The organism is Paraburkholderia pallida, assembly GCF_004524855.1.
Lineage (GTDB): Bacteria > Pseudomonadota > Gammaproteobacteria > Burkholderiales > Burkholderiaceae > Paraburkholderia > Paraburkholderia oxyphila.
Map to the genome: position 1 here is coordinate 673,320 of NZ_CP038151.1, position 21,492 is coordinate 694,811.

Genomic DNA, 21,492 nt, shown 5'->3' on the forward strand with positions numbered 1-21,492 from the left:
AGGCCCGCATATGGACACCCAGGCGCCCGCACCGGCCAGCGCACCGACGCTCACGGATTTCCTCGCATCGGTCGAGCCGCTCTCGCTGTTTTCGCGCGAAGAGCTCGATCGCCTCGCGGCGCAGGTTCAGGTGCGCAGCTACGCGTTCGGCGACACGGTCTGCAAGCACGGCGAAGCCGCGGCCGGACTCTACGTGATCCGCTCGGGCTCGGTGCGGCTGATCGCGGAGGAGCGCGGCAAGGAGACGAGCCTCGGCGTACGCAAGGAGCGCGAGGTCTTCGCCGAAATCGCGATGCTGCGCGACTACTGGCACGAAGTTTCGGTGCGCGCCTCCGCGAAGACCGAAGTGATCTGCATCCCGCGCGCGGCGCTCGAACCGTTGCTGCTCGCAAACGCGGGCGCGCAATCGTTCGTGACGAGCTACGTGGCGATCAGCTCCGCCGGCGGCTTCGTCACGCGGCTGTTCGACCTGCGCGGCAAGCTCTCGCGCGCCGAGCTCGAGGAGTACGTGTCGAGCGTCGGCGTCAAGCGCGTGAGCGCGGGCAAGGAGATCGTGCGCCAGGGCGCGGGCGGCGATATGCGGCTCTACGTCGTGCGCCAGGGCGAAGTCAGCATCACACGCGAGGAAGACGGCAACACCTGCGCGCTGGCGAAGCTGGGCGCGGGCGAGATCTTCGGGGAACGCGCGTGCCTGCTGCGCCAGGACCAGCTCGCCACAGTGACCGCGCTCACCGATGTCCGGCTTCTGGTGATTCCCGAGAAGACCGTGCACTTCATGCTCGAGCGCAATCCGAAATTGCGCGAGGTGCTGGAGGAGCGCATCCGCTTCACCGATCGCGAGTTGCAGCGGCAGAAGAAGCTGGCCGAGCGCCGCAGCCGGCCGCTCGCCGTCGACAGCGGCGCGGATGCGAAATTCAACGAGCGCGTCATCAAGCGCTTCGTGCTGGTCGAGCAGGCCGAGGAGATGGATTGCGGCGCGGCCTGCCTCGCGATGATCTGCCGCCACTACGGCATTGCGATGACGCTCGGCAAGCTGCGCGATCTCGCGAACGTGACCACGCAGGGCGCGACGCTCGACAGCCTCGCGCGCACCGGCGAGTCGCTCGGCTTCACGGCGCGCGGCGTGCAGTGCACCTACGAGGCGCTGCAAGGTTTCGAGCTGCCCTTCATCGCACACTGGGAGGGCTACCACTATATCGTCGTGTACGGCGTGTCGAAGCAGTGGGTGAGGGTGGCGGACCCGGCGCTGGGTTTTCGCAAGCTGAGCGTGGAAGCGTTCGAGCGCGGCTGGAACGGCACCTGCCTGCTGTTCAGCGCGGGCGAGACCACCGGCGCGCAGGCGGCGACGCGCTCGCCGTGGGTGCGCTTCATCGGCTATCTGCTGCCGTACCGGAAGATCCTCGCGCACCTGTTCCTTGCCACCTTCGTGATACAGATGCTGGGCGTGGTGCCCCCGCTCATCATCCAGACCATCCTCGACAGCGTGATCGTGCACCAGAACGTGAGCCTGCTGCACCTGTTGATCGTGGGGCTCATCATCTCGCACGTCTTCACGCAGTTGATGGCGACGATACGCGCGCATCTGTCGAATTTCATGGTGCGCAGCCTCGACTTCTCGATGATGTCGCAGTTCTTCAAGCACACGATGTCGCTGCCGTTCTCGTTCTTCGCGCGCCGCAAGACCGGCGATATCTTCGCGCGCTTCCAGGAGAACCAGACGATCCGCGCGTTCCTCACGGAGTCGACGGTCACCACGGCGCTCAATCTGCTGATGATTTTCATCTACTTCACGATCATGTTTCTTTACAACGTGAAGCTCACGCTGCTGCTGATCGCGTTCGTCGTCCCCATCATGGCGCTGACCGTCATTGCTACGCCGAAAATCAAGCGCTATGCGCGCGAGGTGTTCGCCGCCTCGACGGACGCGCGCTCGATGCTGATGGAGACGCTGGGCGGCGTGGAGACGGTGAAGGGCATGGGCATCGAAAGGGCGGTGCGGCTGAAGTGGGAGCGCAAGTACGCGAAGTCGCTCGAAGTGCAGTACCGCGCGCAGGCGTTCAACATTATGGTGGGCCTCGGCAGCCAGTTGCTCAACGCCACCACCACGATCGTGATTCTCTGGGCGGGGGCCACGCTCGTGCTCAATCAGGAACTGAGCATCGGCCAGTTGATTGCTTTCAATGCGTTCATGGGCAGCGTGCTAGCGCCGCTCATGGGTCTCGTCGGGCTCTGGAGCCTCATGAACGACGCGGCGGTGGCCATGGAGCGCCTCGGCGACGTGCTCGACATCGAGCCCGAGCAGAAGCCCGCGGATCTCGCGTCGCGCGTGCTGCTGCCCGATGTGCAGGGCGACATCGAGTTCGACAGCGTGTATTTCCGCTATGGCGGCAACGAGACCCCCTACGTGCTCGAGAACATCAGCTTTTCGATCGGCCGGGGGCAGATGGTGGCGATCGTCGGGCGCAGCGGCTCCGGCAAGACCACGCTCGCGAAACTCTTGGTGGGCTTCTATGCGCCCACGGAAGGCAAGATCAACGTGGACGGCTACGACATGAGCGCGATCGACCACGCTTACTTCCGCGCCCAGGTGGGTTACGTGATGCAGACCAATCTCGTGTTCTCGGGCACGATCGCGGAGAACATCGCCTGCGGCGACGCGAGCCCGGACTGGCGCCGCATGGAGGAGGTGGCGCGCATGGCCGACGCGCACGCGTTCATCGCCAAAATGCCGCTCGGCTACGAGCAGGTGGTGGGCGAGCGCGGCATGGGCCTCTCGGGCGGGCAGATCCAGCGCCTGTGCATCGCGCGCGCGCTTTATCACGACCCGCGCCTGCTCGTGTTCGACGAAGCCACGTCTTCGCTCGACACGCAGTCCGAGAGCAACATCCTCTCGAACATGCACGACATCCTGCAGGGCCGCACGGCGCTCATCATCGCGCACCGGCTCAGCACCATCATGCGGGCCGACAAGATCCTCGTGCTCTACGAGGGCGCCATCGTCGAGCAGGGGCGGCACGAGGAGCTCATCGCGCGCAAGGGCATGTATTACCAGCTCGTCCAGAAACAGCTGGGTGCGTCATGAAGCTCTTCGACCCGCACGGATTCGGCAGCTCGGTGGTGTCCTATGCCGGGCTGCTCGAAAAGATCGAGATTCTGCGCTCCACGCTGCGTTGGGCGCCGCGGCTCGAACGCGCGGAGATCGAGAAGCTCCTGAACCAGTCGAACGCGTTGCGCGACGAAGTCATGCAGCTCTCGCGCAAGGAGCGCTTCGTCGAGGCAGCAGCCGATACCCACGACGCGCCCGACGCGGTGGACAAGCCGGAGGCGCTCACGCCCTCCGCGCACCGGCGGCGCGAGGCGCTCATCGAGCGCAGCTTCATTTTCGAAGGCATCTTCGGCGACAACCCGAAGCTGCTGGCGGCGCTCGAAATTGCGGAAAAGGCGGCGCCCACCGATCTGCCCGTGCTGATCGACGGCGAAAGCGGCACCGGCAAGGAGCTGATGGCGAAGGTCATCCACGCCAACGGCGCGCGCTCCGAGCGGCCCTATATCTCGGTCAACTGCGGTGCGATTCCGGACAACCTGCTCGAATCGGAACTGTTCGGCCATCGCCGAGGGGCGTTCACGGGCGCATCGAGCGATCGCAAGGGCAAGTTCGAGAGCGCGCACACGGGCACGATCTTTCTCGACGAGATCGGCGAGCTGCCGCTGCAAGGGCAGGTGAAGCTGCTGCGCGTGCTCGAATCGCACGAGATCCAGCGCGTGGGCTCGGACGAGCCGATTGCGGTGGACACGCGCATCGTGGCCGCGACCAACCGGAACCTGCGCGAGCTGGCGGCCCAGGGGCAGTTTCGCGAGGATCTCTTCTACCGGCTCAGCGTCATTCATGTCACGCTGCCCGCGCTGCGCGAGCGCCGCGACGAGATTCCCCTGCTGATTGCCTATTTCGGCGACGAGGCGGCCGGCCAGCTCAAGCGCCGGCCTGTGAAGCTGACGCCCAAGCTGCGCGATTTCCTGCTCACCTACGCGTATCCGGGCAATATCCGCGAGCTGCGCAACCTCGTCTATCGGCTTTCGTGCCTTGCCGGCGACACCGCCGACATCGAGCATCTGCCCGACGACATCCGCCCCGGCCCGGCTGCGGCGGCGCTGCGTCTGGTGGAGTCCGAAACGTCGGGTGCGCCGCTCTCGCTCAGCGACGCCAAGCGCGCCGCGAGCGACGAAGCCGAGCGCGCGTTTCTCGAGCGCGGTTTGCAGGAGACCGGCGGCACGGTGGCGGAGCTTGCGCGCCGCTGTGACATGAACCGCTCGCATCTGCAGATGCTGCTCAAGAAGCACGGCATTCGCTCGAAGGATTTTCGTCACGCGGAGAAGCCCGATCGCGAGACGGAGTCCTGAGCGCGGGTTCACTGCCGCCCGGTGGGCAGGGCGGGATTGAGCAGCGTATGATCCCCGGCGTCGGGGTCTTCGACGCGGATGACCACGGCGGTGATGTTGTCGCGCCCACCCGCCTGCAAGGCCATGTCGACCAGCGTGTCGGCAGCGAGCTGGCAGTCGCTGTCTTCGAGCGCGCGTCCCATCTCGGGCGCCTGCAATTCGTTGCTCAGGCCGTCGCTGCAAAGCAGGAAGCGGTCGCCATCGCGCACGGCGATGCGGCCTTCGTCGAGCTCGAGCCAATCCGATGCGCCCACGGCCCGCGTGATCAAATGCTGTGAGGGATGGTGGCGCGCCGCTTCGGCGCTGAGGTGGCCCTGCGCCTGGAGCGCCGCTACGTGGCTGTGGTCGGTCGTGAGCGGCTCGAGCCGCGCGTCGCGATAGAGATAGATGCGGCTGTCACCCGCCCACAGCCAGCTGCACTCGCGCCCGCTCGCCATCAGCACGGCAACGGTGCTGCCGATCATGCGCACGCCGCGTCGCGCCGCTTCTTCGCGCAGCTGCTGGTTCACCGTCTGCAGCGCGCCGCGCGCCGCCCCTTGTGTGCTCGCCAGTGAACCCGCCGCGGCAAGGGTGGCCAGTGCGCTGAGCGAGCGCACGATCATCGCACTGGCCAGGTCTCCCGCTGTGTGGCCGCCCATGCCGTCGGCCACTGCCCACAGGCCCTGCTGGGGCAGATCGAGACACGCATCCTCATTGAGCGCCCGCACGCGGCCCACGTCGGTGCGCGATGCCGAGCTCCAATGCAGTGCGGTTGTCACGATCATGCCTCCGAAGGCAAGGGCCTGTCTCCCCGCTACCCCCGCTATCCCCGCTAATCTCTCAGGCCCTACACAAGGCCATTATTCTTGCCGTTTTCGCCCACACCCACGAGCACGTTCGAGTTGGCCGCGGAGTTGGTCACGTTGAGCATCTGGTACTGATTGACCACCTGATTCGCGTAGAACGTGTTGTTGGTCTGGTAGAGATTGATGACGGGGCCAGCCGACGCTTGCGCAGGTTCATAGGGCTGAATCCAGCCGAACACCCACGGCGCCCCTGCGCCTCGTATGAACGACATGTCCCTGGGGTCGATATCGCGCTGCAGGTGAAGGTCGGTGATCGTGAGCGAGTTCATGTCGGGTCTCCATCGAGAGAGTGGCCGCAAGCGCGCGGCTCGGCACTCCTACCTTGCAAGCGCCATGCCAGTGCGACACGCACGCCGGGATTCGCTCGTCTTTTCGCTGCGAGGCCTGCCCCGCAAGACGCCTCGGGACGGGGACGCGTTCTCCGCATGCTAGTGCCTCGCGGCCCCGTTGCGCAATGGTCGGGCGCGTCCCAACACAAGCCGCGTTCGCCGTCGTGAGTAGTCCGACACATGGGCTGCCTTCCGTCGTTCGCCGGTTCGAAGCCAATCTGGTGGCTTGCCGCCGACATCCATGAAGTCATTCCGTTGGCCGGCGGCAAACATGCCGGGGCCACGGTTGCGCGCGAATTCCCTCCAGGCCTTGTGCAGCCGTCATCGGCGCGCCTGGCATGGCTGATGCAGGGTAGTTGGCAACCGGCAAACCTTTCGCCAGCAACCCACCAGATGGACCGCGCCATGAGCCCCGACCTTCAACCGACGAACACCCGCAGCGCAGGCACGACACCGTGCGCCGCTGCCCGTTCGATCGCGCAAAAGTCCGGGCTCGCCGCCGCCGAACTGCCGCTTGGCGCTCATCTGGTTTCGCGTCGCACGGGTTACAGCCATCACGGTATCTATGTCGGCGCGGGCCGGGTCATTCACTACGCCGGTCTGTGCACGTCGCTGCATCGCGGCCCGATCGAAGAAGTCTCGCTCGAGCGCTTCGCGTCCGGTCATGAAGTCGAAGTCGTCGCGCATCCGTTCGCGACCTACGCGGGCCGCGAAGCCGTTGCGCGTGCGCGCTCCCGCCTGGGCGAAGACTGCTATCGCCTGCTGACCAACAACTGCGAGCACTTCTGCACGTGGTGCGTGGACGGCAAGGCCCGCAGCGAACAGGTCCGCACGTGCCTCGGTCATCCGCTTGCCGCCCTTCGCGCCATTCGCGCGCTGATGCGGGCGCGCCGTGCCCAGGCGCATCGCGCCGCGTTCGCGCTGCAGGCCGCGTGAGCGCCACGTTCAGCCATTGCCGCCACCCCTTGTTTCGGAGACCGTCATGAATGCCACCGGATCGTCGCTGCGCCTGCTCGTCGACAAGTGGCTGGCGCCCAATGCCGGTGTGCCGGCCCATGTGGTGTGCTTCAGCCGCATGCAGGAAAACCGGCTGCGCTACGTGTGCGTGGAGGCGGTGCATCCCGCGCGCACGATTGCAATCTTCTTCTTCCGCCATGGCGATGGATCGTGGTGCGTGTTTCCGCCGGCAGCCAGTCGCCCGGCCATGACGACGCGCGCCGGCGCGTGACGCGTTTTGCGCGTGGCACGCCGGCGTGCATCGGCGCATCGATGCGTGGCAACTCGAGCGGGAAATCAGCGTAGCAATGTGGGGCGGGGCGGCGCCGCTATGACGGTCGCCAGCCCTCGCGGCGTGTGCGGGTCCGCGACTGCCACGCGCAGTCCGGTGAACGGCCGCGGTGCGAGCATCGTCTGATGCGAGCCGATCCGCGCGCCGCCGGTGATCGCGGCCATTGCCTGCCTGTCCAGATCCACGCTTTCCGGAAGATCCTTGATGACGAGAGTACCCATGGTCTGCTCCATGCGAGCGGATTCGAAGGGGAAAGGCAGCACGCCGGCGCAAGCGCGGCGCTGCACCGTGATGGCGAGCTTGCGGCGCCTTGTCTTCACTATAGTTGACGCCCGGCGCATGCGACGACGCAGACGGCGCCGTGGGGCACCGTCTGCGTCGTCGGGGTGGGGCAGCGGTTAAAACGTCACACCGGCGTTCGCATATTGCGAGGGGCTGACTTTGAGATTCAGCGGCCCGAAGCCCGAGCCGATGTAACCGATGTTATTGAGCGCGTTGACGTTGACCACCTGAATTTGTTCGATGTTTTGCTCGACAGTCGGCGACACGTTGATGTTGGCGATCGCTCCGATACCGGAGACCGTGTTGCTGGAGCCGCCGCGCAACGCTGACATGGCGCGGCGGTCGAGTTCCGTCCCGGGGGCCAGCTCGCGGATAACGATAGAAGACATGATAAGCCTCCAGAAGTGGATGAAACGTGACAGGGGCGGCACGACGATTGAGCGTGTTGCGCTCGCCCCGCCAGAGCGGCGATCAGAAGTTGATCGTGTTCTTGGCCTTCTGCACCGGGTTGACCGTCGAGTGGATGTCCGAAGCGAAAGCGACGTCGTTGCCCGTTTCGTTCACGATGTCGTTGGACTGGCCGATCAGTTGCGAGGCGGTGAAGTTGGTCGTGTCGACCTTCACGCTCGGCGTCGGGTAGTAGACGGGCCACAGGCCAAGGTTGCCGCCGCGCACGGCGCTCATTTCACGGCGGTCGAGTTCTTGGGCGGCGCTCAGGTCTGCGATCATCAGCTTGCTCATGACAGTTCTCCAGAATGGCAATACAGGGGTAGTGGGCGATCGAGCTGCAATGTGTTGCGGGCTCGCTTCTCTTAATGCACAGGGTGTGCCAGCCACGCGGAAACCAGGCTGTACGATGCGCGACGCCTTCTGTGACGGGGGTTTGCGCGCGTGCGCGGTGCGCCGGGCCGCTGCGCGGCACGGTTCGCGCACGGGGGCGCTGATGGTGTGTGCCCAACATCGCGCTGCATGAGCGTTGGGTGGGTGGCAACAGGCGGTGCGTTTGACGTGAGACCTTGCTGCAACTTGCTGCATTCACGCCACGCGAGCCGCGATCTAGCTCAGGCACCGATTGCACTGTGCGTTGCGGCAGACTACTCTCACCTCATACAGGTCGCGAAGGGCTTCGCGCGCACGTTGGCGCTCGTCGCGGCGAGCGCAAATTCAAGCTGAGTTGAAGGCATACGAATGATGAGCCTTACGCAGCTGATCCAGACCTTCCAGAGCGGGACGTTGTCACGCGAGGCGTTTTTCGCCGAGATCGATCGCGCGCTTGCGTTCGACGCAGCGAACTGCGCCCGCCTGCGCGAAGCCGTGGATGCGACGCAGACCGTTCATCCACTCCCCGATGCCGACTACACGGAAGTCCTGCGGCGCATCGAGCGCTTTCAGGGCACCACGACGGCCAGCGGCGACGAAACCCGCATCCAGGAGACCCCTTCGGGCGGCCATGCACCCTCGGGCGGCCGCGCTGTTGCCGCGCCCGGCGCAGCGCAGCACACGGAGCAAGGGGAGCACATCAAGGGGATCGGCGACACGCTCAACGGCCGCTTCGTGCTGGAGGAATGTCTCGGCGTGGGCGGCATGGGAACCGTCTACAAGGCGCTCGATCTGCGCAAGCTAGAAGCGTCCGACCGCAAGCCGTACATCGCGATCAAGGTGCTCAACGTGCAGTTTCGCGGCCAGCCGACATCGCTGATCGCGCTGCAGCGCGAGGCGCGCAAGGCGCAGACGCTCGCGCACCGCAACATCGTCACGGTGTACGACTTCGATCGCGACGGTCCGCTCGTCTATCTGACCATGGAGTACTTGTCCGGCAAGCCGCTCAGCAAGCTGCTGCGCGCACCGGGATTCGCCGGCATGCCGTTCGAGCAGGCCCGTACGGTCATTGCGGGCATGGGGCAGGCGCTGGCCTATGCGCACGAGCGCGGCTTCGTGCATTGCGACTTCAAGCCCGCCAACGTCTTCCTCACCGATGGCGGCGACGTCAAGGTGATCGACTTCGGCATTGCCCGGGTCTTTCAGCGGCCCGAAGAGGATTCCGATGTCACCGTGTTCGATCCCGCCACGCTCGGCGGCATCACGCCGGCCTATGCGAGCCCCGAGATGTTCGAGCATCGGGAGGCGGACCCGCGCGACGACGTCTATGCGCTCGCCTGCGTGACCTATGAGCTGCTGACGGGCAAGCATCCGTTCAACCGCAAGTCGGCGCCGCAGGCGCGCAGCGAGAAGATGCACGCGGAGCGGCCGCAAGGGCTCGATCGCACTCAATGGCGCACCCTGAGCGCCGCGCTCTCGTTTGATCGCGCCTCGCGCACGGCGAGCGTCACGCAGTTTCTCGAAGGCATGGGCGTGCTTGCGCATGCACCGGCGTTTCCCGCCGCGCGGATCGGGATCATGGGCGCGGGTGCCGTGGTCGTTGCCGGGGGACTCTGGCTGGGCTACCGCGTGCTGTCCGGGAACGAGGAGCCGCGCCCTGCAAGCGCTTCCACGGCCGCCGTGGCCCCGGCCAGCGCGACGAATACGGTTGCGCAGTCAGGCGGTCCGGCGTCCGCCCCAGGCGCACCGGCAGCGCCCGTGCGCGCGGCAAGCTCCGCCGCTGTCGTTGCGAACGTGCATGTGCCTGCAGCAAGCGCAGCGAGCACCGCAAGCGCACCGGCGTCGGCGCCTTCCGTCGTTGCCGCTGTGCCAGGCGCGGCATCCGTCGCCACGCTGAACGCCACGCTCGCGCGCATCCCGTGCTCGGCGCTTGCAGCGTCGCTGCCGGAGCACGCGCTGCAGGTCAGCGGCTTTGCCAACGCGGGGGACGGCATCGCGCGCATGCACGGCGCGCTCGCGCAAACGCCAGGCGGACAGGGCGCGAAGCTCGATGTGAGCGCTGTCGAGAGCCATAACTGCGAGGTCGTCAATGCGTTCGCGCCATACTGGCGCGCGAATCATCAGGGCGCAGCCGGAGCGACGATCCATACGCGTCCGCCCGACGCGCACCTGACTCAAGGCAGCCCGCTTGTCGTCGATATCACCACGCCGCATTACGAGTCGTACGTCAACGTGGACTATTACGCGCTCGATGGCAGCGTCGTGCATCTCGTGCCGAGCAACCACGAGCGCGATAACCAGGCGCCGGCGGGATTCTCGGCGACGATCGGCAGTACGGGCGACTGGATTATCGATAAGCCGTTCGGCACCGAGATGATCGTTTTGCTGATCACGCCCGCGCCGTTGTTCGACGGCATCCGGCCGCCTTCGGAACCGCGCGCGGCGTATCTCGCGGCAGTCGATCAGAAGTTGAAGCAGATCGAAGCGCGCTACGGCGCCGGACACATTGCCGCCGACTTCGTGCAGATCACGACGCACGCGCGCAACGAATAATCCAGAGGCACGTTGAGAGGAATTCGGCGATTGCGAATGTCATATTCGCAACGCCAATGTTTTTGCACGTCGCGCGAATATAACCAATCCATGTCGATCAGGGTATTCCCGAGGGTTGCGCGCGCATCGATGCGGTTGCGAGCCGCCAATCTCTAGACTAATATCCGCATCGCCCGGACATGATTCCTGTTTCTATTCACGTGGCATATATCGACTGACCGTGTTCATTTGTGCAGCGAAATGAAAGCTTCGATGACCGATTCGGCCGATGCCGCGTTCGACAACGTGCAAGGGTGTGCCGGTGACCGGCACGCAGAACTGCGTCTTCGGCACGCGCATGAGGGCGATCGCGCTCTGCTGTACGCGGTTTTCGAAAGCACGCGTGCAGCGGAGTTCGCACAAGCGGGATGGAGTTCGGAGCGCGTTGCCGCGTTGCTCGCCGAGCAATTTTCGATGCAGGACGCCTATTATCGCCGCCAGTATCCGCACGGCCGCTTCGACGTGGTCATGCTTGGCGAGACGGCGATCGGCCGCCTCTATCACGATTGGCACGGCAGTGAAGCGCGCTTGATCGACATCGCGCTTTTGCCGGCTCACCGCGGTGCGGGCATCGGCGCCCGGCTCGTGCGGGCGTTCGTGGCGCAAGCGGCGCAACGCGCGATGCCCGTGCTGCTGTATGTCGAAATGAACAACCCGGTGCAGGGGTTTTATCGACGGCTCGGTTTCGAGGCGACCGGCGAGAACGGCGTGTATCTGCAAATGCGGCGGCCGGCCGTCCCGTTCGGGCAAGAATATGTGGCGCAGGTTGAAGGGCTCGTGATGTAACGCGTGAGAGCCCGGCAGGACCGATTGCGGCTTTGCGTTCGCGTGGGCCGCCAGAATAATGCAATAAAAAAATGGACCACGGTCGGCAATACGGACCGGAAATAAGCAGAATGACCCCGGGGGGCTTGCGTGCTGTCTATTCCAACCCATGCGGAATTGCTCGAGGCAATCGGGCAACGCTTCGCATTCGGTACGGCCGACGGGCAAACCGTCGATACGGTGCTTGTGCACGCACCGTCCGGTATTCCCATGAATGAGCGTTTCGTCTGCTATTCGGCGACTTTCGAGTTGCCGGCGGGCGTCCATCTTCCGCAGGCGGTTTATCGCATCGGCTCGCCTTCGGGGCGAGCCTGGGATTTGCTCGCCACCCCCACACGACCGACCGACGACGGGCGCGCGACGCTCACGGTCGTCGTGCACAGCCATGCCGACGAACTGGCGAACGCCGCCGGTTCGCGAAATATCACGTAGTGCGTGTTTTTCGTTTCTTCGACAGGAGGTGTTCGATGAGTGATCCGTATCTGGGTGAGATTCGCATGGTGGGCTTCAATTTCGCCCCCAATGGATGGGCGTTTTGCCAGGGCCAGCTGCTTTCGATTCAGCAGAACGCAGCGTTGTTTTCGCTGCTTGGCACGACCTATGGCGGCGATGGCCGCTCGACGTTCCAGCTTCCGGATTTGCGCGGACGCACGCCGGTGGGCTTCGGCCAGGGACTCGGGCTTTCGAATATCTCCATCGGCGAGCAAGGCGGGACGGAGAACGCCACGCTGACGACGCAAAACATGCCTGCGCATACCCACACCGCGGCTGTGACGGGCGGCGGTGCAGTAACGGGGCAAATTGCGATCCCGGCGGCGACTTCCACGACGGGCGAAGGCGCGGTGCCGTCGACGAGCACGGTGCTGGGGCCGATCGCTGCCGGCGGTCGACCGGGCGAGTTGTACAGCACGGCGGCCCCCAGCACCACGCTCGCGCCGTTCAACGTCAATCTGCAGGGCACTGCGCCGACGATTCAAAACAGCGTGACCGGCAACAGCATTCCGTTCTCGCTGCGCAATCCGTACATGGGCATCAACTTCATCATCGCGCTGCAAGGGATCTTCCCCTCGCGCGGGTAATGCGTGCGTGCCGCGCAAGCGGCACGCCATTCTGGACAACAAGCGATGAAATTCGCCGCCCGCCTTTCGAAGCTCTTCGCCGGCATGCGCACGCCCGCAATGGCCGCACGCAGCCCGCGCGCCGCCAAGCCCGCACCGCTCATCGTCGCGCTCGAACCGCGCATCGTCTACGATGCCTCGGCGGCCTCCATCGGCGCGGCCGCTGCGGCTGCCGCGCAACATCATGCGGGCGAGCAAGCGCATGGGGCGAGCGCCGCGCGCGACGCCGCGGCCACGCCCGCGGCGCTGCAACGCGATGCGGCCTCGGGCGGGACACCGGCTGGCGCCGCGCGGGCTTCGGGTGCGGCCGCCCCGGCTCACGCAGCGCACGCGGATGCGCCCACGGCTGCGGCAACGGGCCAAAGCACAGGCGAGCGCGCATCCACCCCGTCCACGGCAGCCGTGCATGGCCTGACCGATGCGGCGGCATCGGCGCCGGAAAAGCAGGTCGTTTTCATCGATTCGAACGTCAGCGATTACCAGACGCTGATTGCCGGTTTGCCGCCCGGCACCCAGTACGTCATGCTCGATTCGACCAGGGACGGCCTCGCGCAGATCGCCCAGTATCTCGAGCAGCACCCCGGCGTCGGCGCGATACACCTCGTTTCGCATGGTGCGGACGGCGAAATTCAGGTGGGGAGCACGTGGCTCAATGCTGGCGACTTGTCGGCGTACAGCGCGGAGCTCGCGCAGATTGGCGCGGCCATGAAGCCCGGCGGCGACTTGCTGATTTACGGCTGCGACGTGGCCGAATACGCGGACGGCAAGGCGCTCGTGCAGCAAATTGCTTCGATATCCGGATTAAATGTGGCGGCGTCGACCGACGCGACCGGCGCGGCGGCGCTGGGCGGCGACTGGGTGCTCGAGTACGACGCGGGCACCGTGCATACGCCGGTGGTGTTTTCGCAGGCAGCGGAGCAGCAATATGGCGCATTGCTGGGCGTGACGGATGAAACGTACGACACCCAGATCGGTTATGTGACGAGCGGCGGCGCGAACGGCGTGACGTCGTTTTCGCTGGATGGCATCACCTACACGATGAATCAGCCTGCCGAATTCGCCGTCGACAGCACGACCGTGAATCAGGGCTACCCGCCGCCATTGAGCACCGGCCCGACCGATGGGGTGCTGTTCGGCAACATCCAAAGCTCCCCGATGACGTCGATGACGATGGCGCTGCAAAACGGCGACAAGATGACCGTGCAGAGTTTCGACATCGATCTTGGTGAAACTTCGATCGTCTCGGTCGAGGCGCTGGATGCCTCAGGCAATGTGCTCGGCACGGTGACGCTCAACACCGCATCGAATGGCGGAAACACGACGTTTCACGTCGATCTCTCGTCCAACGCTGCGTTTGCCGGCATCCAGAGCCTGAAGTTCGTCGAGACGGATGGCAATCCTCTGTTGCCGACGCTCAACAACTTCGCCTACGTGGAGAACTACACGCCGCCGCTTATCGTGGCTAGCGGCGGCAGCACGTCTTTCGTCGCGGGCGATAACGTCATATCCACACCGGTCAGGATCGACAGTGCCGTGACCCTCACCGATACCAGTGCGGCCACCGCAAAGCAGGGCACGGTCAGCATCACCGGCAACTTCGTGAGCGGCGAGGACATGCTGGGATTCACCGGCAACGCCTCGCTATACGGTGACATCACCGGCTCGTACAACGCCGCGACCGGCGTGATGACGCTCACGTCGGCGAGCGGCACCGCCACGATCGCACAATGGCAGAGCGCGTTTCGCGCCGTGACCTACACCGATACGGCCGTGACGCCGTATGCGGCGACGCGCACGATGAGCTTCGAGTTGACGAGCGATGCCAACAGCTCGTCCAGCAATACGGTCACGAAAACCGTGACCGTGACCGATACCGACCAGACGCCGATCGTGACGACCACGGGCGGCACGACGATCTACCGGACCGGGACCGCCGCCACGACGATCGACAGCCGGGTCACGGTGAGCGACCTCGACAACAGCACCCAGGCGTCGGGCACGGTGTCGATCGGCGCCGGTTTTCATATTGGCGACACGCTGAGCTTCACGAACACGAGCGCGACGAGCTTCGGCAACATCACGGTGCAGTCCTATAACGCCGCGACCGGGGTATTGACCCTGACTTCGACTGGGGCGCTCGCCACCGACGCCCAATGGGCGCATGCGCTCTCGGCGGTCACGTTCTCGAGCACGAGCGCCTCGTACGGCAACCGCACGATCTCGTTCGCGACGAGTGACGGCATCAAGACGAGCGTTGCGGCAACCGACGTGGTCGACGTCGTCAATCCGGTGCAGGTGAGCGCGGACCCCGGTTCGGCATCGTTCGTGGCGGGCGACAACACGGCATCGACGCCAGTTGTGGTGGATTCCGGCCTGACGGTCAGCGATAGCGCCACCGGCACGCTGAGTTCCGCGACGATTGCCATCACGGGCAACTACGTGAGCAGCCAGGACGTGCTGCTGTTCACCAATAACGGCGCGACGATGGGCGACATCACGGGGACGTACAACGGCACGACGGGTGTGCTGACGTTGACGTCGGCCTCTTCGACAGCAACGCTCGCGCAATGGCAGAGCGTGCTAGATTCGGTCCAGTACGCCAACTCGGCGGTTACGCCGAACAACGCAACGCGCACCGTGAGCTTCACGGTGGTGGACAGCCTCGGCAACACGAGCACCACGGCCTCGCGCACGGTGACGGTCGCGGACACGGACCAGACGCCGATCGTGACGACGACGGGCGGCACCACGAGCTACGTGGGTGGCGCGACGGCCGTGACGATCGATGGCAGCGTCAGGGTCAGCGATCTCGACAATACGACCCAGGCATCGGGCACGGTCGCGATCACGAGCGGCTTCCAGTCCGGCGATACGCTGAGCTTTTCGAACGACAACGCCACGCAGTTCGGCAACATCACCGCCGTGTACGACGCGGGAACGGGTGTGCTCACGCTGGCCTCCTCAGGCGCCGTGGCCACCAACGCGCAGTGGGCGAGCGCGCTATCGGCGGTGACGTTCTCGAGCACGAGCACGACCCCCGGCAACCGCACGATTTCGTTCGCGACGAGCGACGGCGTGAAGACGAGCGCGGCCTCGACCGACACGATCGACATGACGGGGCCGCCGGTGGTCACGACCGATCCGGGCTCGGCCGCGTTCGTGGCGGGCGACAACACCGCCTCGACGCCGGTTGCCATTGACTCGGGCCTGACGGTCACCGACGGCGGCGCCGCCACGCTGGGCTCGGCGACGGTCGCGATCACGGGCAACTTCCATAGCAGCGAAGACCGGCTGTCGTTCACGAACGATGGCGCGACGATGGGCAACATCACGGGCTCGTATAACGCGGCGACGGGCGTGCTGACGCTGACATCGGCGGATGCGAGCGCGACGCTCGCGCAGTGGCAGGGCGCGCTGCGGGCGGTGACGTACACCGACACGGCCATCACGCCGAACGTTGCAACGCGCACGATCAGCTTCAGCGTGATCGACGGCGCAAACAACGCGAGCGCCACGGCTACGCGCACGGTGACGGTCGCGGACACCGATCAATCGCCGGTCGTGCATACCACGGGCGGCACGACGAGCTATGTGGGCGGCACCTCGGCCGTGCAGATCGACGGCGGGATTACGGTCACCGATCTCGACAACACCACGCAGTCGTCGGCGACGGTCTCGATTGGAACGGGTTTCCACAGCGGCGACACGCTGAGCTTCACGAATACGGGTTCGCTCCAGTTCGGCAATATCTTCGCATCGTACAACTCGGCAACGGGCGTGTTGACGATGGTGTCGGAAGGGGCGACGTCCAGCGACGCGCAATGGGCCAACGCCCTGAGCGCGGTGCAGTTCTCGGCGGCCGCGAGCGCGACGCCGGGTAACCGGACGATTCAGTTCGTGATCAACGACGGGACCGAGAACGGCCCCGTGGCAACGGATACCGTTGCGGTGCTCGGGCCGCCCACCATCACGACCGATCCGGGCTCGGCTTCGTTCGTTGCGGGCGACAACGTCGCCTCGACACCGGTCACGATCGACTCGGGGCTCAACCTCACGGACAGCAGCGCGGCCACGCTGGCCTCGGCTAGCGTGGCCATCACGGGCAACTTCCATGGCGGCGAGGATGTGCTCGCCTTCACGAACACGAGCTTGACGACGTACGGCAACATTGCCGCGTCGTACAACGCGAGCACGGGCGTGCTGACGCTGACCTCGTCCGGCGCGAACGCGACGCTCGCGCAGTGGCAGAACGCGCTCCAGGCGGTCACGTTCACCGACACGGCCATCACGCCGAACAACGCGACGCGCACGATCAGTTTCACGGTGGTGGACACCAGCGCGATCACGAGCAACACGGCCACGCGCACGGTGACCGTGACCGACACCGACCAGACGCCGATCGTGACGACCACGGGCGGCACGACAAAGTACGCCGGCGGCACGCAGGCGATGCCCATCGACGGCGCCATCACGGTCACCGACCGCGACAACGCCACGCAAGCGTCGGCAACGGTGTCGATCACCTCGGGCTTCAATATCGGCGATACGCTGAGCTTCACGAACACGAGTTCGTCGCGGTACGGCAACATCGTCGCGTCGTATGACTCCGCGACGGGCGTGCTGACGCTGACCTCCGCAAGTGCGACGGCGACCGATGCACAGTGGTCCGAAGCATTGAGCGCGGTGACGTTCTCGGCGAGCGCGAGCGCAACGCCGGGCAACCGCACGATCGCGTTCGTGGTGAACGACGGCATACAAAACAGCGCTGCCGCATCCGACATGGTCGACGTCACCGCGCCGCCGACGCTCACGACCGATGCCGGCTCGGCTTCGTTTGTCGCGGGCGATAACGTCGCCTCTACGCCGGTCACGATCGACCCGGCGCTCACGCTCACGGACGGCAGCGCTTCCACGCTGGCCTCGGTGAGCGTCGCGCTCACGGGCAACTTCCACGGCGGCGAGGACGTGCTGGGTTTCACCAACGACGGCGCGACCATGGGCAATATTTCGGCCGCCTACAACGCCACAACGGGCGTGCTCACGCTGAGCTCGACCGGCGCAAACGCGACGCTCGCGCAGTGGCAGGCCGCGCTGCGCTCGGTCACGTACACCGATACGGCAGTGACGCCGAACGCCGCGATGCGCACCGTGAGCTTCACGGCCGTCGATGGCGCGGGCGTCACGAGCAACACCGCCACGCGCACCGTAACGGTGGCCGACACCGACCAGACGCCAATCACGACGACAACGGGCACAACGAAGCACTACGTTGGCGGCACTGCGGCGGTCGCGATCGATAGTGGGATCGCGGTCACAGACCGCGACAACGCCACGCAAGCGTCGGCAACGGTGTCGATCACCTCGGGCTTCAATATCGGCGATACGCTGAGCTTCACGAACACCAACGCGGCCACGTTCGGCAACATCGTCGCGTCGTATGACTCCGCGACGGGCGTGCTGACGCTGAGCTCCGCGAGCGCGACGGCGACCGATGCGCAGTGGTCCGAAGCATTGAGCGCAGTGACGTTCTCGGCGAGCGCGAGCGCAACGCCGGGCAACCGCACGATCTCGTTCACGACGAGCGACGGGACGAAGAGCAGCGCCGCGGCGACCGATACGGTCGCGCTCACCGCGCCGCCGACGCTCACGACCGATGCCGGCTCGGCCTCGTTTGTTGCGGGCGACAACGTGACTTCGACGCCGGTCACGATCGACCCGGCGCTCACGCTCACGGACGGCAGCGCTTCCACGCTGGCCTCGGTGAGCGTCGCGCTCACGGGCAACTTCCACAGCGGCGAGGACGTGCTGGGGTTCACCAACGACGGCGCGACCATGGGCAACATTTCGGCCGCCTACAACGCCACAACGGGCGTGCTCACGCTGAGCTCGACCGGCGCGAACGCGACGCTCGCGCAGTGGCAGGCCGCACTGCGCTCGGTCACGTACACCGATACGGCAGTGACGCCGAACGCCGCGACGCGCACCATGAACTTCACGGCCGTCGATGGCGCAGGCAACACGAGCAACAGCGCGACGCGCACCGTAACGGTGGCCGACACCGACCAGACGCCGATCACGACAACAACGGGCGCAACGAAGCACTACGTTGGCGGCACCGCGGCGGTCGCGATCGATAGCGGGATCACGGTCACAGACCGCGACAACGCCACGCAAGCGTCGGCGACGGTGTCGATCACCTCGGGCTTCAATATCGGCGATACGCTGAGCTTCATGAACACCAACGCGGCCACGTTCGGCAACATCGTCGCGTCGTATGACTCCGCGACGGGCGTGCTGACGCTGACCTCCGCGAGCGCGACGGCGACCGATGCGCAGTGGTCCGAAGCATTGAGCGCGGTGACGTTCTCGGCGAGTACGGGCGCAACGCCGGGCAACCGCACGATCTCTTTCGTGACGAGCGACGGGACGAAGAGCAGCGCCGCGGCGACCGATACGGTCGCGCTCACCGCACCGCCGACGCTCACGACCGATGCCGGCTCGGCCTCGTTTGTCGCGGGCGATAACGTCGCCTCTACGCCGGTCACGATCGACCCGGCGCTCACGCTCACGGACGGCAGCGCTTCCACGCTGGCCTCGGTGAGCGTCGCGCTCACGGGCAACTTCCATAGCGGCGAGGATGTGCTGGCGTTCACCAACGACGGCGCAACCATGGGCAACATCGCGGCCGCCTACAACGCCACAACGGGCGTGCTCACGCTGAGCTCGACCGGCGCGAATGCCACGCTCGCGCAGTGGCAGGCCGCACTGCGCTCGGTCACGTACACCGACACGGCAGTGACGCCGAACGCCGCAACGCGCACCGTGAGCTTCACGGCCGTCGATGGCGCGGGCAACACGAGCAACAGCGCGACGCGCACCGTAACGGTGGCCGACACGGACCAGACGCCGATCGTGACAGCAACGGGTGGCGCCGCGCATTACGTGGCCGGAGCACCAGCAACCGTCGTCAACCCGCACATGAGCGTGACCGACCTCGACAACGGGACGCAATCGTCGGCAACGGTGGCGATCACGGGCAACTTCCATGGCGGCGAGGACGTGCTCGCCTTCACGAACACGAGTTCCGCAGCCTACGGCAACATCTCCGCGTCGTATGACGCGGCAACGGGCGTGCTCACGCTGCGCTCGGCGGGCAGCTCCGCCACCGATGCGCAGTGGGCCAACGCGCTGAGCGCCGTGACCTTCGCGAGCAGCGGCTCGCATTTCGATAACCGCACGATCTCGTTCGCGACGAACGACGGCACCAGGACTAGCGCCGCGGCAAGCGCCACCGTCATCGTGCTCGACCGGCCCCACGTGGGCACGGATGCAGGCTCGGCCTCGTTTGTCGCCGCCGACAATGCCCCGTCCGCGCCGGTCGTCGTCTCGCCGGGCTTGACGCTGGCCGATGCGAGCAGCACGACGCTCACGTCGGCAACGGTCGCGATCACGGGCGGTTTTCACGGCGGCGAAGACGTGCTCGCGTTCACGAACGACGGCGCGACGATGGGCGACATCGTGGCCAGCTACGACGCGAGCGCGGGCGTGCTGACCTTGCATTCGACAAGCGGCCGCGCGACCTTCGCCCAGTGGCGCGCGGCGCTCGCCTCGGTCACGTATGCCGACACGGCGGTCCGGCCCGACACCACGACGCGCGTGATCAGCTTCACCGTGACGGACGGCAACGGCGCGCAGAGCAGCGAGCAAAGCCGCAGCGTGACAGTGGCCGACACCGATCAGACGCCGCTCTTGAGCGTGGGTGGCAGCGTGACGTTCATCTCGAAGTCGTTTGGCACGACGCCGGTGGCCGTGGCCCCCGAGGTGGCGCTGAGCGATCGCGATCCGGATGCGTCGCTGACTTCGGCGCAAGTGACGATCACCACCGGCTTCGACCCGGCGCACGACACGCTCGCATTCGCGGGCAGCGCGGCCACCACGGGCAACATCACGGCGAGCTACAACGCGAGCACGGGCGTGCTGACCTTGAGCGCGGCGAGCGGAACCGCGTCGCTGGCCCAATGGCAGGCGGCGCTGCAGTCGGTCACGTACGCGGATTCCGCGCAGGGCGCGAGCGGCAGCCGCACGGTGACGTTTTCGGTCAGCGACGGCGTCAAGCACAGCGCGCTCGCGTCCAACACGATCACCATCGTGGCCGGGCCGTCGGGTGGCTCGCCCACGGCGTCGCTGCCGTCGCAGACCGCGGAAGGGCCGATGGCCGTCTCGTCGTCCTCGACGCATGCGAGCGGATCGGACAATACCGCGCCGCCCTACGTGCTCGACGAGTTCGACCAGCACGTGCGGCTCGGCTCGGTGCCCGTGGTGCCTACCATCACGTTCTCCGACCCGAACGCGACGCACATCGAGAACCCGCTCAATAGCACGACGGTGCCACGCTTCGACGCCGCGGCGCTCGACGCGGCGCTTGCGCCTGCGCCCCTGCCCGTGGACGTGCCGGTTCCCCTCCCGCAAGTCTCGCTTGCGGTGCGGCCGGACGATCCGTTCTCGATCGACGTCGCGACGCTTCTGCCGCCTTCGGTGGCGCTGCACGGCACCGATCTCACCGTGAGGCTCGCCGACGGGCGCACGCTGCCCGGCTGGATCCACTACGACGCCGCAAACGGCGTGTTGCGCGGCAAGCTGCCCCCGGGTGCGGAGGACGTGCGCATCGTCGTGCGCACGCGCGATGCCGCGGGCCACGAGACGCGGCGTGAGATCGTGCTGGCGCCGCACCGCCACGGCGGCGCGCCGGGTGGGTCCCATGGCCTCGATCATCCGAAGGCGCCAGGCCACGCCGCGGCCCGCACGGGTGCCGGGCCTGGGCTCGCGCTCGCCGCGGGCCCGGCGGGCAAGCCATCGCTCGATCAGCAATTCGAGCGCGCGCGTGCGGCCTTGCACGTGACGCGCCCCGGCGCAGGCGTGCGCCGCGTATGAACTTCCGTCATTGTCCAACACCCATG

General features: G+C 66.2%; 14 protein-coding genes. 9 read left to right on the top strand and 5 right to left on the bottom strand.

Translation table 11 applies throughout. The annotated features are described in order from the left end of the window. Nucleotides 1-10: 10 nt before the first annotated feature. Together E1956_RS37910 and E1956_RS37915 are read left to right on the top strand one after the other, a co-directional pair. Nucleotides 11-3,082 (top strand): peptidase domain-containing ABC transporter, encoded by a 3,072-nt coding sequence (locus tag E1956_RS37910; RefSeq protein ID WP_134758479.1) that lies wholly within the window; start codon nt 11-13, stop codon nt 3,080-3,082. After that, nucleotides 3,079-4,398: a sigma-54 interaction domain-containing protein gene (locus tag E1956_RS37915; RefSeq protein ID WP_134758480.1), complete on the top strand. Its 1,320-nt coding sequence runs from the start codon at nt 3,079-3,081 to the stop codon at nt 4,396-4,398. The genes E1956_RS37910 and E1956_RS37915 overlap by 4 nt, the downstream gene beginning before the upstream one ends. A gap of 8 nt (nt 4,399-4,406) precedes the next feature. Here E1956_RS37915 and E1956_RS37920 read toward each other — a convergent pair whose 3' ends face one another. Together E1956_RS37920 and E1956_RS37925 are read right to left on the bottom strand one after the other, a co-directional pair. Further along, on the bottom strand, nt 4,407-5,201 hold the full coding sequence (locus tag E1956_RS37920; protein ID WP_134758481.1) for a PP2C family protein-serine/threonine phosphatase: 795 nt from the start codon (nt 5,199-5,201) through the stop codon (nt 4,407-4,409). 62 nt (nt 5,202-5,263) lie between these two features. Further along, nucleotides 5,264-5,551, bottom strand: a complete 288-nt coding sequence (locus tag E1956_RS37925) for a hypothetical protein (RefSeq protein ID WP_134758482.1) — start codon at nt 5,549-5,551, stop codon at nt 5,264-5,266. A 465-nt stretch (nt 5,552-6,016) separates the two neighbouring features. On the opposite strand from E1956_RS37925, the gene E1956_RS37930 reads away from it, so the two are divergent. Together E1956_RS37930 and E1956_RS37935 are read left to right on the top strand one after the other, a co-directional pair. After that, nucleotides 6,017-6,547: a lecithin retinol acyltransferase family protein gene (locus E1956_RS37930; protein ID WP_134758483.1), complete on the top strand. Its 531-nt coding sequence runs from the start codon at nt 6,017-6,019 to the stop codon at nt 6,545-6,547. A gap of 46 nt (nt 6,548-6,593) precedes the next feature. Beyond that, nucleotides 6,594-6,839: a hypothetical protein gene (locus E1956_RS37935; protein WP_028220350.1), complete on the top strand. Its 246-nt coding sequence runs from the start codon at nt 6,594-6,596 to the stop codon at nt 6,837-6,839. Nucleotides 6,840-6,904: 65 nt separating this feature from the next. On the opposite strand, the gene E1956_RS37940 is transcribed toward E1956_RS37935, so the two are convergent. The 3 genes from E1956_RS37940 to E1956_RS37950 form a co-directional block, all read right to left on the bottom strand. After that, nucleotides 6,905-7,120, bottom strand: coding sequence for a hypothetical protein (locus tag E1956_RS37940; protein ID WP_232072386.1), 216 nt, complete (start codon nt 7,118-7,120; stop codon nt 6,905-6,907). A gap of 177 nt (nt 7,121-7,297) precedes the next feature. Then, a complete protein-coding gene (locus E1956_RS37945) occupies nt 7,298-7,570 on the bottom strand; it encodes a hypothetical protein (RefSeq protein ID WP_134758485.1) in 273 nt (90 codons plus the stop codon). Nucleotides 7,571-7,652: 82 nt separating this feature from the next. Then, the gene (locus E1956_RS37950; RefSeq protein WP_134758486.1) at nt 7,653-7,922 is read right to left on the bottom strand and encodes a hypothetical protein; all 270 of its coding nucleotides are present in this window, start codon (nt 7,920-7,922) and stop codon (nt 7,653-7,655) included. 447 nt (nt 7,923-8,369) lie between these two features. Between E1956_RS37950 and E1956_RS37955 the strand changes: the two genes are divergently transcribed. The 5 genes from E1956_RS37955 (at nt 8,370) to E1956_RS37975 (ending at nt 21,466) form a co-directional block, all read left to right on the top strand. After that, nucleotides 8,370-10,553 carry a serine/threonine protein kinase gene (locus tag E1956_RS37955; RefSeq protein ID WP_134758487.1) on the top strand — a complete coding sequence of 728 codons (2,184 nt, stop codon included), beginning with the start codon at nt 8,370-8,372 and terminating at the stop codon, nt 10,551-10,553. 252 nt (nt 10,554-10,805) lie between these two features. Further along, a complete protein-coding gene (locus tag E1956_RS37960) occupies nt 10,806-11,378 on the top strand; it encodes a GNAT family N-acetyltransferase (protein WP_167760258.1) in 573 nt (190 codons plus the stop codon). Nucleotides 11,379-11,507: 129 nt separating this feature from the next. Beyond that, nucleotides 11,508-11,849, top strand: a complete 342-nt coding sequence (locus E1956_RS37965) for a DUF6916 family protein (protein ID WP_134758489.1) — start codon at nt 11,508-11,510, stop codon at nt 11,847-11,849. A 35-nt stretch (nt 11,850-11,884) separates the two neighbouring features. After that, the gene (locus E1956_RS37970) at nt 11,885-12,496 is read left to right on the top strand and encodes a phage tail protein (RefSeq protein WP_134758490.1); all 612 of its coding nucleotides are present in this window, start codon (nt 11,885-11,887) and stop codon (nt 12,494-12,496) included. Nucleotides 12,497-12,541: 45 nt separating this feature from the next. Continuing rightward, complete coding sequence (locus E1956_RS37975; protein ID WP_134758491.1) at nt 12,542-21,466, top strand: DUF4347 domain-containing protein; 8,925 nt, start codon at nt 12,542-12,544, stop codon at nt 21,464-21,466. Nucleotides 21,467-21,492: the final 26 nt, after the last annotated feature.

Coding starts and splice junctions, on each gene's coding strand:
- E1956_RS37910 (WP_134758479.1), top strand. CDS start 11: ATGGACACCCAGGCGCCCGCACCGGCCAGCGCACCGACGCTCACGGAT.
- E1956_RS37915 (WP_134758480.1), top strand. CDS start 3,079: ATGAAGCTCTTCGACCCGCACGGATTCGGCAGCTCGGTGGTGTCCTAT.
- E1956_RS37920 (WP_134758481.1), bottom strand. CDS start 5,201: ATGATCGTGACAACCGCACTGCATTGGAGCTCGGCATCGCGCACCGAC.
- E1956_RS37925 (WP_134758482.1), bottom strand. CDS start 5,551: ATGAACTCGCTCACGATCACCGACCTTCACCTGCAGCGCGATATCGAC.
- E1956_RS37930 (WP_134758483.1), top strand. CDS start 6,017: ATGAGCCCCGACCTTCAACCGACGAACACCCGCAGCGCAGGCACGACA.
- E1956_RS37935 (WP_028220350.1), top strand. CDS start 6,594: ATGAATGCCACCGGATCGTCGCTGCGCCTGCTCGTCGACAAGTGGCTG.
- E1956_RS37940 (WP_232072386.1), bottom strand. CDS start 7,120: ATGGGTACTCTCGTCATCAAGGATCTTCCGGAAAGCGTGGATCTGGAC.
- E1956_RS37945 (WP_134758485.1), bottom strand. CDS start 7,570: ATGTCTTCTATCGTTATCCGCGAGCTGGCCCCCGGGACGGAACTCGAC.
- E1956_RS37950 (WP_134758486.1), bottom strand. CDS start 7,922: ATGAGCAAGCTGATGATCGCAGACCTGAGCGCCGCCCAAGAACTCGAC.
- E1956_RS37955 (WP_134758487.1), top strand. CDS start 8,370: ATGATGAGCCTTACGCAGCTGATCCAGACCTTCCAGAGCGGGACGTTG.
- E1956_RS37960 (WP_167760258.1), top strand. CDS start 10,806: ATGACCGATTCGGCCGATGCCGCGTTCGACAACGTGCAAGGGTGTGCC.
- E1956_RS37970 (WP_134758490.1), top strand. CDS start 11,885: ATGAGTGATCCGTATCTGGGTGAGATTCGCATGGTGGGCTTCAATTTC.
- E1956_RS37975 (WP_134758491.1), top strand. CDS start 12,542: ATGAAATTCGCCGCCCGCCTTTCGAAGCTCTTCGCCGGCATGCGCACG.